Origin of the sequence: Streptomyces olivoverticillatus (assembly GCF_014203555.1) — a bacterium.
Lineage (GTDB): Bacteria > Actinomycetota > Actinomycetes > Streptomycetales > Streptomycetaceae > Streptomyces > Streptomyces olivoverticillatus.
This window is the reverse complement of sequence record NZ_JACHJH010000011.1, coordinates 1-13497: the sequence shown is the minus strand read 5'-3', so window position 1 is coordinate 13497 and position 13497 is coordinate 1. Positions and strand designations below refer to the sequence as shown.

The 13497-nt window shown below is 68.3% G+C and carries 7 protein-coding genes; 1 reads left to right on the top strand and 6 read right to left on the bottom strand.

The genetic code is table 11. The features are described 5' to 3' along the window. Positions 1-252: 252 nt before the first annotated feature. The 3 genes from FHS39_RS24730 to FHS39_RS24720 all read right to left on the bottom strand — a co-directional run bounded on the left by FHS39_RS24730 (position 253) and on the right by FHS39_RS24720 (position 2988). Positions 253-915, bottom strand: coding sequence for a DUF4097 family beta strand repeat-containing protein (locus FHS39_RS24730; RefSeq protein ID WP_184351716.1), 663 nt, complete (start codon positions 913-915; stop codon positions 253-255). Positions 916-1012: 97 nt separating this feature from the next. After that, positions 1013-1657, bottom strand: a complete 645-nt coding sequence (locus FHS39_RS24725) for a response regulator (RefSeq protein WP_184351715.1) — start codon at positions 1655-1657, stop codon at positions 1013-1015. Then, a complete protein-coding gene (locus FHS39_RS24720) occupies positions 1648-2988 on the bottom strand; it encodes a sensor histidine kinase (RefSeq protein WP_184351714.1) in 1341 nt (446 codons plus the stop codon). The genes FHS39_RS24725 and FHS39_RS24720 overlap by 10 nt, the downstream gene beginning before the upstream one ends. 180 nt (positions 2989-3168) lie before the next feature. Here FHS39_RS24720 and FHS39_RS24715 point away from each other — a divergent pair, with 180 nt between their 5' ends. Next, entirely contained in the window at positions 3169-3489 is a 321-nt protein-coding gene (locus FHS39_RS24715; RefSeq protein WP_184351713.1) for a hypothetical protein, read from the top strand. Here the strand turns inward: FHS39_RS24715 and FHS39_RS24710 are convergent. The 3 genes from FHS39_RS24710 to FHS39_RS24700 form a co-directional block, all read right to left on the bottom strand. Further along, complete coding sequence (locus FHS39_RS24710; RefSeq protein ID WP_184351712.1) at positions 3448-5373, bottom strand: AfsR/SARP family transcriptional regulator; 1926 nt, start codon at positions 5371-5373, stop codon at positions 3448-3450. The two genes, FHS39_RS24715 and FHS39_RS24710, sit on opposite strands and share 42 nt — an antisense overlap. Positions 5374-5791: 418 nt before the next feature. Then, complete coding sequence (locus tag FHS39_RS24705; RefSeq protein ID WP_184351711.1) at positions 5792-7045, bottom strand: MFS transporter; 1254 nt, start codon at positions 7043-7045, stop codon at positions 5792-5794. Positions 7046-7062: 17 nt separating this feature from the next. Continuing rightward, positions 7063-13491 carry a non-ribosomal peptide synthetase gene (locus tag FHS39_RS24700; RefSeq protein ID WP_343069732.1) on the bottom strand — a complete coding sequence of 2143 codons (6429 nt, stop codon included), beginning with the start codon at positions 13489-13491 and terminating at the stop codon, positions 7063-7065. Between the last annotated feature and the right edge of the window lie 6 nt (positions 13492-13497).

Genomic DNA, 13497 nt, shown 5'->3' with positions numbered 1-13497 from the left:
ATTCGGTCCGGAAGCAAATGCCGGGTCACAACGGCTCCTGTGGTCAACATCGGGTGGACAAGGCACTCGGCTGTCACTGGGCACGCTGCGCCGGTGAAAATCCGCTGCCGCGGCAGCAGTCTGGGCGGACGCTCTATATCGGCCCTATACGAAGTGCGGTCCCCAATATGCGAAGGCGATGGTGCAGGAAATGGAATTCCCTGACCATCGCCTTGGCCGTGACCGCGGAGCAGCGGTCGTCCCGGTGTCCCCTCAGTGGACCTTGAGGCCTCCGCTGTGGGTCTTCACCGTGATCTCGTGGGTCGCGTTCCGGTCGGTCGGGAGCTTGACGTCGGGGGTGGAGCCGGAGCTCTGTGCGTCGATGTAGTAGCCGGCGTCGTGGGGCACGCGCAGGTCGACCGCTCCGTCGTGCGTCGTGATGTTCACCTTGGCCGGGGCACTGGCGAACGTGGCGTCGACCGCGCCGTTTCCGGTGGTGACGCTGGCGTCCGGGGAGCGGCTGTCGGAGAGGGTGACCGCGCCGTTGCCGCTGTGCAGGGTCAGGGGGCCCGAGGCGTGGTCCACGTCGATGGAGCCGCTGGTCGTGTGCAGGTCGAGCCGGCCGGTGAGATCGGCCGCCGAGATCGCCGGCCCGCCGGTCTCCACCTTCGCGGCCAGGGCGGCCGGCAGCGTGATGTGCAACTGGACCGAGCAGTCTCCGGCACACTTACCGACGACCGCGACCTTCTCCCCGGAGGGCGCCACGGAGATTTCGGGGGCATTGTCGTCGTACCCGCCGGTGGCCTTGACCTCCACGCGCGAGGTGTCGCCGGCCTTCAGGGTGACGCCCATGCCTTCGGTCCGGACGTCGAGCAGCTTGCTCTTGCCCGCCTCGGCCTGCCAGGAGCCGGAATAGGGGTGATCCGGGGGGAGCATCTCGACGATGCCCCAGCCGGCGAGGGCGATGACCGCGACGAGGACGGCGAGTCCGGTGAATACGACTCCGCGGCGCTTTTTCGGTGAGGTACTGATGTCAAGCTCCCAGATAGCGTAGAACGGCGAGCACCCGGCGGTGGTCCCCCGCCTCGGGCTGCAGACCGAATTTCGTGAAAATGCTGCGGATGTACTTCTCCACCGCCGCCGCGCCGACGACCAGTTCGGCCGCGATGCCGGCATTCGAGCGCCCCTCCGCCATGGCGGTGAGGACTTCCCGTTCACGGGGGGTCAGGGCCGCCAGCGGGTCCCGCTTGCGGCTGCGCGCCAGCAGCTGTTTGACCACTTCGGGGTCCAGGACGGTGTCGCCCGCATCGACCCGTTCCAGCGCGTCCACGAATTCGGCGGCGTCGGACACCCGGTCCTTGAGCAGATAGCCGACGCCGTTGTCGTTGTTGTCGACGAGGTCGAAGGCGTACCGCTCCTCCACGTACTGCGACAGCACCAGCACGCCGACTTCCGGCCAGCGGCTGCGGATGACGAGCGCCGCCCGCAGCCCCTCGTCGATGAACGTGGGCGGCATGCGGACGTCCACCACGCAGACGTCGGGCTCGTGTTCGGCGACGGCGCGCAGGAGCGCTTCCCCGTCGCCGACAGCGGCGACCACGTCGATGCCTTCCTCGGTGAGGAGCAGGACGATTCCCTGGCGCAGCAGCGCGGAATCCTCGGCAATCACTACCCGCACGGAATATCCACCTCTATCACGGTCGGTCCGCCGACAGGGCTGCTGATGCGCAGCCGTCCGTCCACCCCGGAGACGCGGCCCTCCAGGCCGGCGAGGCCGCTTCCCCGCGTGGGGTCCGCACCGCCCTGCCCGTCGTCGCCGATCTTAATGTTGAGTTGATCATCGTCTCGCCGGATCTCCACCCACGCACGGCTCGCGTTGGCGTGCTTGGCGACGTTCGTCAGCGCCTCCGTCACCATGAAGTAGGCGACGGCTTCCACGGTGGCGGACGGCCGGGGGTCGACCTGTACGTCCAGGCGCACCGGGACCGGCGCCAGCGCGGCGACGGCGGAGAGCGCCGCCTCCAGGCCGCGGTCGGTGAGGACCGGCGGGTGCAGACCGCGGGCCAGGTTGCGCAGTTCGGTGATGGCGTGGAGCGTCTCGCGGCGGACGTCCTCCACGAGCTTCTGGGTCGTCTCGTCACCGGACTTCTTGAGCCGGGAGGTGGCACGGCCCAGGGTGATCGACATGGCCACCAGCCGTTGCTGTGCGCCGTCGTGGAGGTCACGCTCGATGCGCTTGCGCTCCGCTTCGGCGGCATCGACGACCTTTGCCCGGCTTTCGGTCAAGTCCTTGACGCGCTGGACGAGTTCCATGCCCCGGGGGCGGGACAGGAGCGCCCGGCCCAAGGCGAGGTCGAGGGCCATCAGCGGCCTGACCAGCAGGGGGGAGACGAAGGCGCCGAAGAGCAACGCCACCAGCGAGACCAGGAGGGTGGTGGGGAGGCTGCCCACCACCCATGGGCCGACCGCAGCCTCGCCCGACGGAAGGAAGTGGCAGTAGACCGGGAGCAGCGCCAGCATCAGGGGGGCCGCCCATATCAGCGCCACCCCGATGGTGGTCACCCAGGCCACGCCCGTCAACAGCGTGAAGTAGGCGATCAGTTGCCAGGTGCAGCGGCTGCGCGCGAACGTCACCACCGACTCGAGCGACCGCCACGACCAGGGCGGCTGCGGCGGCTCGGTGATGGCCACGCCGGAGGTGATGGCGAAGCGGCTGCGCTCGAATGCCGCGAGCCGGAAGAGAGCCCACCCCGCTGCCACGGTGACCGGCAGCCCCACCAGCCCGAGGGGGATGCCGCATATACCGGCTCCCAGCACCGTGAGCACCGCCAGGCCGGCGATGGCCACGAGGCCGTCCGTGGCCAGGTGTGCACATGCACGCCACAGCGCGGGGGACGTCAGCGCCCGTAACGGATTACGGGGAATCATCGCGTCCGCCGACCGGGTATGCGTACGGTCGTCGTGCACGTGCCCAGCCGTGTTCTCGGTCAACTCATCGCCTGCTCTCATGCCGTGAGAGCAGGTGGAAGCGGTCGCCTGTCTCACTTTGATCCGTCGAGAGGACCGTAACCGAGCGGATACGGGCCGGTCAGCGAGGAGATCCGACGAGTGGGGGGTAGGGATAACCTGCCCCCGCGCCCGTGGGTCCACGTGGCCGACCCCCACGGGCGGAGTCGGCACAGTGGACGCATGACACAGCGACACCTGATCCCCACCGGCAAGCGGATGCGCCCCAGCGAGCCTCAAGACGTCGATCAGTTTCTGGCCCGCTACGGGGACACCATTGACGACAGGGTCGCTGAAATCGTCGACGACGTCTTCGAGGAGAGGCTGGGCCGGCATCACCGCCTCCCGGTCCTGCCTTTGATCATCACGGTCGTCGCCGCCACCGTCGTCTCCCTGTTGCTCATGTGGTACAGCCCGCTGACCGCGGCAGTGGTGTGGGCCGCCGCTGCGGTGATCTGCGTGTCACTGACACACGCTGCTCGGGCGTCCAAGCATCGACGGTAGCCGGGCCGGCGCCGCCGTCATCTTGCTGACGGCACGGGCCCAAGGGCGCGGCGAAGAGGGGGTGCGCACCACCGCGGGAACTTCCTCGGCGATCTCGAGTGCCAGAAGGTGCACCAGGTCGTGGAGGCGATAGATCAGCCGCTTCTCGCCGTCGACCCCCACGACGTTCATGAGCGCCCCGTCCACCAGGGTTTCCAGCATCTGCTCGGCGTGCTCCACCGGCATCACCAGCTCGGCCGCGACGTCCGCCGCGGAGGCGGCTCTTCGGCCCGTTCTGGCGAGGCGGCTCAGGAACACCTGGCATTCCGGCTGCAGTTGGATCACGGACGCGTACAGGCTGCGGCGGACATCGAGGTCCCCCAGGCGCAGTTCGTCGAGGCGGGCCCTGGGGTTCCCCAGTCGCGCCGCCAGCCGCACGGCAGCGGTCCAGTGCGTCCGGCCCGCCAGCCGGGTGCCCACGATCCTCAAGGCCAGCGGCAGCCCGGCGCAGTGCGCGATGATGTCCCGCGCCTCGCCCGAGGACTCGGCCATTCGGCCGGCCCCCACCACCGCGGTGAGCAGCAGGAATGCGTCGGCCCGGCTCATCGGGCCGACCTGCAGGGTATTCGCCTCGGAAACACTGGCCATTCGGGTGCGCCCGGTGATCAGCACAGTGGGCGCCGAACTATTGGGCAGCAGCGGTTCCAGCTGCAGATCTCCGACGGCATTGTCCAGGATGATCAGCATGTGCTTGCCGAACGTCGCGATCCGGTACCGCCGCACCAGGTCGTCCAGCGTTTCCCGGTCCGAGTCGAGATCCTCGCCCAGCGCGTGCAACATGCCGACGAGCACCTCCTTGGGATCCTTGGGACCACCGTTCGGATAACGGAGATTGACATATATCTGTCCGTCGGAGAACGATGCGCGGAGAGAATGTGATAGATGTAAGGCAAGCGCGGTCTTACCGACTCCCCCCATACCGGTAACCAGGATCCGACGCGCCCTGTCGTGGCCGGCCCCGTCATGCACGGGTCGCAGCAGCGCATAAAGCTTTTTGACCAGCTCTTCCCGGCCGACGAAGTCCGGGAGGTCCGGCGGCAAGGTGCTCGGAATGCACTCGCGTGCGGCCGGGCGCGCGGACACGTCGACATCGGGACGGGATTGTGCATCCAGATGAGGGGCGCCGTTCAGAACCGCCTGATACACATCGGTGAGCGTCGTCGAAGGGTCGATACCGAGCTCGTCGGAAAGGACTTGGCGGCCTTCGTAGAAGACGTGGAGCGCGTCGGCCTGCCGGCCGCAGCGGTACAACGCGGTCATGAGCAGGGCCCGCAGTCGCTCCCGGAGCGGGTACTCGGCGACGAGGCCGGTGAGCTCCGCGATGAGCTCCTGGTGTGCGCCGAGCGCCAGGTCGGCCTCGATGCGCTGCTCCAGGACGGTCGCCCAGGTCTCCTCCAGCTGCGGCACATACGCCTGCGCCAGCTGGGGCGTGACATTCGCCAGAGCCTCGCCGCTCCACAGGCCGAGCGCGGTGCGCAGGGTTCCGGCGGCCACGGCGTGGTGGCCCTCCTGCAGGGCGGCTCCGCCGAGCTGACCCAGCTTCTCGAATTCGGCGAGATCGAGCCGGGAGTCGTGGATGTCCAGGAGGTACCCGGGCTGGCGGCGGATGAACTCGACGTCCGCGCCGAGCCGCTTCCGCAGCCGGGAGATATAGGTGTAGATCTGGGCACTTACGGTCTTGGGCGGATCCCAGCCCCACAAGAGCGTGGTGAGGCGCTCGTCGGAGACGACCTTCCCCCGGGCCAGCAGCAGCGCCGCCAGCAGCGTGTTCTCCTTGGTCCCCGATATCTCTATGGGCTCGGCGCCTCGCCTAGCCCCGACAGAACCGAGCAGCCGAAAATCCATGTTTCCCCCGTGGGCGCGGTCAAGCGCACCTTCGTAAAAACGCGATACTGGATAACAACCGGAAAAACCCCCCACGGGCATGCGGAACCTCAGCAGTGCCAACTTGGGGTAACAGAGTCGACCAAGACGACGCCGAGTGGGACATAGCCTCCATCAGGAAATACCTAAACGGCCCGCAGTATGCGACCTCCGGCGTGGAGGCACGAAAGGAAACACTCGAACGCACACCGGAAACATTCGACGCCTTTGCTTTCCGCAGCGGCGTTGCGTACCGGGTTCGTCTCGAGTGATCTCCCTAATTGATCTTACGGTACCACCCCCTGACGAGGCATTGTCCGCTGAAACAAACAGCCGAGCGGCCGGAAATGTTGGTTCGCTGACCAAATCCTGTGCCTGCCCGGAGCCCGGGCGGCCGGGCTCAATCCGACAGGCGGCCGGCCGGGTCCTCCCGGGCTTCGGCGCGGACCGATGGCCTGCCCGCCATCATGGTCAGCGCCAGCACGAAGGCGCCGACGGCAAGGCCCGTCGCCGTCGTGCCGAACCGGTCGATCACATATCCCCCGGCCACCGCCCCGAGCGCGCTCGCGCCCGACATGAGGAAGCTGCTGGCACCGCTGACCCTGCCCTGCAGCCGGTCCGGGGTGATCCGCATCTGGTAGACCACCCCGATCACGTTGAACAGGCTCGACACGTACGAGATCGCCGCCAGGATGCAGGCGAGCGCAAGCGGATCGCGGGTGACCAACGCCATGGGGACAAGGACCGTCCAGAGTGCGAATCCGGCCACTATCGTGCGGTGGAAGCTCAGTCGGCGGGACATCCAGGAGGCGTTGAGCGCGCCCAGCACACCGCCGACACCTCCGACGCCGAGGACGATGCCGACGACGGTGGGAGAGCGTCCGCTGCCGTGGATGGTCACCATCACGGCCAGCAGGAGCACTCGGAACACCAGATTGCTTCCGGCGAACATGACGGTGACCAGGCGGGGGTACCTGCGCTGCCACAGCCAGCGCAGGCCCTCGGTGATGTCGAGGCGCAGAGGCTGCCGCGGACCGCTGGGCGGCGGCGCGAAGCTCCTCCTGAGCAGGATGAGGAGGATCAGGGCGAACCCGTTCGCGACCGCGTTGACGGCGAAGGGAAGCCAGCGGGCCACGGTGAAGAGCAAGCTGCTGCCGGGCTGGCCCAGCAGGCCGATCGCCGCCCCGCGCGCCTCGTTCTGGGCGAGCGCCGCGGGCAGTTGTCCGGGCGCCACCACATGACGGACCGTGGCCCGCTCGGCCAGCTGGTAGATCAGGGCCAGTGCCGCCTGCACGAACACCGCAAGCATCAGGCCGGGCAGCCAGAACCAGTCGGCGGCCTCCGCCAGGGCGACCCCGGCAACCGTCACGAGGCTGATCACGTCGCACCAGAACATCAGCTTGCGGCGGTCCACCCGGTCGACCAGTGCGCCGGCCGGCAACTGGACCAGAAAGCTCGGCAGTGCGGCGGCGAACGTCACCAGTCCGGTCGCCGTGGCCGAGCCGGTGTGCCACAGGACCAGCAGCGGATAGGCCACCATCGTGAAGGAGGTGCCGAGCCGGGAAATCCCCGAACTCACCCAGAGCCGGATGAAGTCGGCGTTCTTGCGGAGTGGTGGCACGGCCGGGCCGGCCGTGACCGATTGCTCGGTCACGGCCGTGGGGTCCGTCATCAGCTGCGACCCGATTCCGCGGCGTTGCCCTGTTCCCGCTGAACGGCCTCGTCGATGGCCCGCTGCCACACTCCGGCCATGCGGGTCCGCCCGGACAGCACGGTGGCGATGAGGTGCTTGACCAGCTCCCGGCCGCTCACGGAGTTGCTGAGCATCACCAGGCCGAGCCCGGAGTGTGCCCGCATCCAGGTCATCGCCTGGTAGCCGGCCGCCTGGCCGCCGTGGCCGAACTCCACCTCACCACTGGTGGTGTCGATGATGGTGCTCCAGCCGTAGGCGCGGTCCGACTGCGGCGTCAGCATCTGACGCACCAGCCCCGGGTCCACCAGGCCGTCCTCCGAGCCCAGGTAGCAACGGCGCACCGCGGCGGACAGGTTGGCGAGGTCGGCGGCCGTCGTCCACAGGCCACCGGCTGCCGCCTCCGGGTTGATGTAGTAGCCGTCGGACATCAGCTTGCCCGCCTCGTCGTGGCCGCGTGCGAACGGACGCCCGGCAGCATCCGGGAACCGGGGGTCGAAGCTGCTGTCGGTCATGGCCAACGGGTCGAACACCAGGCGACGCGTGAGCTCCGGGTAGGTCTCCCCCGTGATGTCGGCCATCGCCTGCTGGAGCACCGAGAAGCCGGCCAGCCCCTTCTGGAACACCTTTCCGGGGACGTCCCCCATCTCGACCGCGGGGGTCTTGGCCGGGGGCCGGCCGTTCAGCACGTCCAGGAGCGTCGGCACCGGGTCGTACCGGTGGTAGCCGTCGGCGAGAGCCGGGCGCTGGGCGAAGCCCCCGAGGTTGGACAGCAGCATCCGGGCCGTGACCGGGTGGTCGGGATCGGAGGGGATGCGCCAGGACGACAGGTAGTCGTTGAAGTCCCGGTCGAGGTCGAGGCGGCCTTCCGACACCAGGCGGAGCACCGTGAACGTCGTCACGTGCTTGCTGATCGAACCGGCGGCGAACACCGTCTCCGGGGTCACCGGCTCGGAACTCCCGCCGCCCACGACACCGAAGCTCCGTACGAGCGCGGTCTTCCCGTCCTGGATCAAGGCCAGGCTGACGCCCGGGATCTCGTTCCGGGCCATCACGCTCTGGACCTCGTCCACGGCGGCCCCGAAGGGGTCCTCGGCCACGCGGCGCCGGGAGCGCTTGCCGACGGTGCCGGCCCCTTGACGCAGCAGGTCGGTGAGCTCGCCCAGCTGCTCGCCCACCAGTCGCTGGACGGTCTGCTGGTCGTGAACGGCCGTGCTGTGGGTCCACTGCAGATAGAGCTGATCCCCGAGGACGTATGCCTCGACGTCCAGCAGATGCGCACGTACCGCATCGGCCGCCGGGGCCGGCGCGACCCGGTCCGGGACGAAGGCCAGTGCCGAGTCGACGTCCCGCTCCTCCAGCGGGGTGAAGGTGAATCCGACCTCGGCCGCGGGCAGGGTGGCCAGCTCCTCGGCCACATCGGCATCGGGAGCCAGGTGACGGAGCAGCCCGTACCCGTAGCGGGGCTCCGGGAGCGTACGCAGCTGCCTCGCCACCGACTTGAGGGCAGCGGCGGCGTCGCCGTTCCCGGACAGGCGCAGCGATACCGGGTAGCTGTCGGTCAGCGGGCCGACCGTACGCGCCAGGGACTCGCTCGGTTCACGGTCACCGTCACGACGCGGATCGACGATGACGTCGACGTCCACGCGCTCCGCTCCGGTCCAGCGGGCCAGCGTCCGAGCGAGCGTGCCCAGCAGCAGGTGCTCCGGGTGCGCATCGTCGAGCAGCACACGGGTCAGGTCGGCCGGCAGGGTCGCGGTGACCGTGTTGCCGGTGGCGTACGTGTTGTGCTCGCGGGGGTGGTCGACGGGCAGCGGCGTCGGGCTCGGCCGGTTCAGCCACACACCGGCCTGGTCCAGCATCTCGTCCGAGTGCGCCTGCTCCGCAAGCGCCCGTGCCCACGAATGGAGCGGTGTCGCCACTGCGGCCAGGCTCACCGGCTCCCCCGCACTGCACTGCCGGTAGGCGGTGTTCAGGTCACCGAGCACGATGGACCACGAACGGTCGTCGAGGGCCAGGTCGTGCACGGTGAGCCACAGTTCGCCCGGATTCCCGTCCTCGAACCGGACCAGGGTCGCCTGGACAAGGGCACCCCGCTCCGGCGCCAGACCGGCACTCGCCCGGTCCATCGCCTCCGCGATCGCGGTCACCCGGTCGTCGGCGGTCGTGGCGCTCAGGTCGAGCACGCGGACCAGCGTCTCCTCGGAGACCTCGGCCAACCGGGCGTGCCCGTCCTCCTCACCCCGGACCGGGAATCGGAGGCGCAACGCTTCGTGGTGTCGCACCACTTCGCGCAGCGCCCTGTCGAGAGTGCCGGCGTCAGCCGACAGGTTCAGCGGAAGCCGGACCGTCCGGCCGGCGGAGGAATCCGCCTCGAGCCGCTTGAGGTGTCCCGGGAGGAGCGGCATGCCGTCCTGGGCCGGGAAGGGATCCGCGTCCGCATCGATCATGTGCGCCAGCTCGGCGAGGCTCTTCGCTTGAAGGATCATCCACACCGACAGCGGAATTCCGGCCTCCTGAGCCGCGGACAGCACGCGTACGGCGCGGATGGAGTCGCCACCGACGTCGAAGAAGCTGTCTTCGACGCTTACGCGCTCCAGGCCCAGGACGTCGGACCAGATGGCGGCCAGGCGCTGTTCCAGGGGGGTGCGGGGTTCTACGTAGTGGCGGGCGGGGAACATGTCCTGCTCGGGTGCGGGCAGGGCGCGGTGGTCGACCTTGCCGCTGTTGGTCAGCGGAACACGGTCGATCGCCACGAAGGCGGCGGGAACCATGTAATCGGGCAGACTCGCGCCCAGGTGCCGGCGCAGCTCCGCCGTGTCCAGCGGATCGTCGGCCACTACGTAGGCAACGAGGGTCTTGTCGCCGGCACCGTCTTCGCGGGCGGAGACCACGGCGTCCTTCACGCTCTGATGGGCGCGGAGCACGGTCTCGATCTCACCGAGCTCGATGCGGTAGCCACGAACCTTGACCTGGGTATCGATACGGCCCTGGTAGTCCAGCGAACCGTCCGGCAGCCGCCGCACGAGGTCACCGGTGCGGTACAGGCGCGCACCCGCGGGGCCGAACGGGTTGGGGACGAAGCGCTCCGCGGTCAGACCGGCGCGGCCCATGTAGCCACGGGCCAGGCCCATACCGCAGATGAACAGCTCGCCGCTGACACCATCGGCAACAGGACGGCCAATGGAGTCCAGGATGAACAGTTCGGTGTTGGCGAAGGGCTCACCGATGGAGACGGACTCGGTCTTCTCCGGGATTTCCCAGAAGGTCGACCAGATCGTCGTCTCCGTCGGACCGTAGACGTTCACCAGACGGCGAGTACGAGCACGCAGCTCGTTCGCCAGCTCCAGCGAACACGCCTCACCACCGACCAGCGCCGTCACCCCGGAGTCACCGAAACCGGCCGCGAGCATCAGCCGCCACCCGGACGGCGTCAGCTGCACATGCGTGACACGGTTCTTGGAGATCAGCTCAAGGAGTGCTTCCGCGTCCCTGGCCTGACCACTGGATGCCATCACCACCCGGCCACCGGCAATCAGCGGCAGGAACAGCTCCAGACCCGAGATGTCGAACGAGATCGACGTCGACGCCAGCCACACGCCATCGCTGCCGCTTCCCGTGACATCCCTTATGGACGACAACATGTTGTGCAGCCCCTGGTGGGAGATCATCACGCCCTTGGGCCGACCCGTCGAACCGGACGTGTACAGCACGTAAGCCAGACCGTCCCTGTCCACACGCACATCGAGCGGAGTGGCGGGCTGCTCGCTGATCACCTCACGCTCGGCGTCCAGCAGCACACGATGCCCGTCGAACTCGGCCACGTCCGACTCGGTGACCAGCACCGACGCCCCGGCGTCAACCAGCATGTAGTCACGACGCTCCGCAGGAAGCGCCGGGTCGACCGGCACATACGCCGCACCCACCTTCCACGACGCAAGCATCGCCACCAGGACGGCAGGGCTGCGCTCCAGGCACACACCCACCACGGAACCGGCACCAACACCCAGCCCCAGCAGATGACGGGCCAGCTGATTCGAACGGCCCTCCAACTCGCCGTAGCTCAGCTGCTCATCACCGGAGACCACCGCGACCAATTCGGGGCTGGAAGCCGCCTGAGACTCGAACATCTCCAGCGCACTGCCACCCGGCCACTCGACGACCTCACCTGCAAGGCCGACCCGCGCACCCTCCGGAAGACACGCCACCGACGCATCCCCATCAAAGTCCGCAGCCATCGCCTCCAGCACCGACCGGTACATCGAAGCAAGACGACCCAGATCAGCCCGCTCGATCACATCCGTCGAGGTGGCCAGGCCGATGGTGCCGTTTGCGGCCACGACGCTCAGCGCGAAGTCGGTCCCACCGGCCTGCCCGTCGGATCCGGCGCCGGCCGTGGCGCTGTCGGCCTGGTGGAAGTTCTGGTGCTCGAACATGACCGAGAGCAGACGCTCGCCGCTCGCGGCCTCCCGCTGAATCGCGGGAAGCGGGTACCGCCGGTGCGCCCAGATCTCCGCTTCCTGCGCATACACCTGCTCGACCAGCTCACGCCACGAGCCGGTGGGCCGGGTGCCCGGGAACGGAACGGTGTTCAGGTGCATACCCACCACCCGGTCCGCCCCCGGAGCCTCCAGACGACCGTGGAACACCACACCTGTATGGAAGGCATCCTCATTGGTCAGGGCACTCATCACCTTCAAGTGCGCAGCCAACAGCACGCTCTTCAGCGACGTGTTCGCCTTCAGCGCCAGACCCCGCAGACCCTCCTCCAGGTCAGCGAACGGCACCTCGACGCCATGACGCTCACTCGAAGCCTCCGCTGCCCCCGACCACGTTGCCGGAATCCGCAACGGAGCATGCTCATCGACGACGTCGCGCCAGAACGAACGATCCGTCTCACTCGCCAGCGACTCCGTCTCGGCGGCGATGAAGTCGGCGTAACGGACGGCGGGCGCCTCGTACACGGGCAGCTCACGGCCGTCACGGAGGTGCTGGTAGCACTCCACGACCTCCATCAGCAGGCTGTTGATGGTCCAGCCTTCGGCGATGGCGTGGTTGTAGCTGAAGGTCAGCCTCCAGGCGTCGTCCGACTCCAGGTGCACCACGACACGCATCAAGCACGGATTCGTCAGCTCGACGGCCGAAGCGCACTCCTCGTCGGCCAATGCCCGCAGCAACTCACGCTGTTCGTCGGTGCCCAGCTCACGCAGGTCACTGACGGCCAGCGGCAGTTCAACGGCGGCATGCACCAGCTGCAGCGGCTGCGAATAGCCACTCAGATGCATCGAAGTCCGCAGCGCCTGGTGACGGTTCGCCGCCAGATCCAGTGCAGCCCGCAATGCCTTTTCCGAGAAGGGCTGTGCGTCGGGAATGCGGAACGAATTGACGTTGTGGTAGACGACCTGGCCCTCACCCCGGTCACGGGTGGCCATCATCTCCACCAGCATGCCGGTCTGCACCTGCGACAGCGGATAAGCGTCGACTACGTCGTCGGGCATGGCGGCCCAGTCTTCATCACTGATCAGCGCGAAGGGCGCGATGGGGTCGATCAGCGACTCGCCTGCGACCTGGCCCGACAACTGGCCCGCGAGGGCGGTGATGGTGCGGTGCTCGAAGACCTCGCGTACGGACACCTCGTAGCCGGCCGCGCGCAGACCGCCGACCAGGCGTACGGCGCGGATGGAGTCGCCACCGAGGTCGAAGAAGCTGTCCTCGATACTCACCTGCTCCACGCCCAGGACGTCCGACCAGACCGCGGCCAGGCGCTCCTCCAAGGGGGTGCGGGGGGAGACGTAATGACGTGTGGAGAACATGTCCTGCTCGGGTGCGGGCAGGGCGCGGTGGTCGACCTTGCCGCTGTTGGTCAGCGGAACACGGTCGATCGCCACGAAGGCGGCCGGGACCATGTAATCCGGCAGGCTCGCGCCCAGGTGCGCACGAAGCCCAGCCACATCCAGCGCCGCATCAGGCACCACGTAGGCGACCAGGGTCTTGTCGCCGGCACCGTCTTCGCGGGCGGAGACCACGGCGTCCTTCACGCTCTGGTGAGCGCGGAGGACAGTCTCGATCTCACCGAGCTCGATGCGGTAACCGCGAACCTTGACCTGGGTGTCGATACGGCCCTGGTACTCCAGCGAACCATCCGCCAAGCGCCGCACGAGGTCACCCGTGCGGTAGAGCCGTGCACCCGCGGGACCGAACGGATCGGGGACGAAGCGCTCTGCGGTCAGACCGGCACGCCCCATGTAGCCACGGGCCAGGCCATCACCGCCGATGAACAGCTCGCCGCTGACACCATCGGCGACAGGGCGGCCCATCGAATCCAGGACGTAGACGTCCGTATTCGCGAGGGGTTCACCGATGGAGACGGACCCGGTCTCCTCCGGGACCTCCCAGAACGTCGACCAAATCGTCGT

Bases quoted from the DNA above. Each gene is read 5' to 3' on its own strand.
- FHS39_RS24710 (WP_184351712.1), bottom strand. From the start codon at position 5,373: ATGGATTTTCGGCTGCTCGGTTCTGTCGGGGCTAGGCGAGGCGCCGAG.
- FHS39_RS24730 (WP_184351716.1), bottom strand. From the start codon at position 915: ATGCTCCCCCCGGATCACCCCTATTCCGGCTCCTGGCAGGCCGAGGCG.
- FHS39_RS24715 (WP_184351713.1), top strand. From the start codon at position 3,169: ATGACACAGCGACACCTGATCCCCACCGGCAAGCGGATGCGCCCCAGC.
- FHS39_RS24720 (WP_184351714.1), bottom strand. From the start codon at position 2,988: ATGAGAGCAGGCGATGAGTTGACCGAGAACACGGCTGGGCACGTGCAC.